The sequence below is a fragment of the Vogesella mureinivorans genome (assembly GCF_007644035.1).
GTDB classification, from domain to species: domain Bacteria; phylum Pseudomonadota; class Gammaproteobacteria; order Burkholderiales; family Chromobacteriaceae; genus Vogesella; species Vogesella mureinivorans.
Map to the genome: position 1 here is coordinate 1 of NZ_VMTV02000333.1, position 289 is coordinate 289.

Here is a 289-nt window from a genome sequence, read left to right on the forward strand (position 1 = left end):
TTATCCATTATTGACCAATGAGCATAGTCAAGGTACACAAGTTCAAGTGACTGAACGTGAATTAAAGCGTTTATTTGAAAAAACCTCTTTTGCCATGGCTGTGCAAGATGTGCGTTTTTATCTGACTGGAACTTTATTGGAAATTGATGAAAATCAATTGCGTGCTGTGACGACTGATGGACACCGTTTGGCACTGTGCGAAACCTTAGCATCATCAACTGCAACCCAGTTGGTACAAGCGATTGTTCCACGTAAAGCGGTAGGGGAATTACAACGCCTTCTCAGCATC

The 289-nt window shown here is 42.2% G+C and carries 1 protein-coding gene; it reads left to right on the forward strand.

The genetic code is table 11. The features are described 5' to 3' along the window. The coding region (locus FLQ44_RS10125; RefSeq protein WP_500692545.1) for a DNA polymerase III subunit beta family protein at positions 1-289 on the forward strand (289 nt) is incomplete at both ends.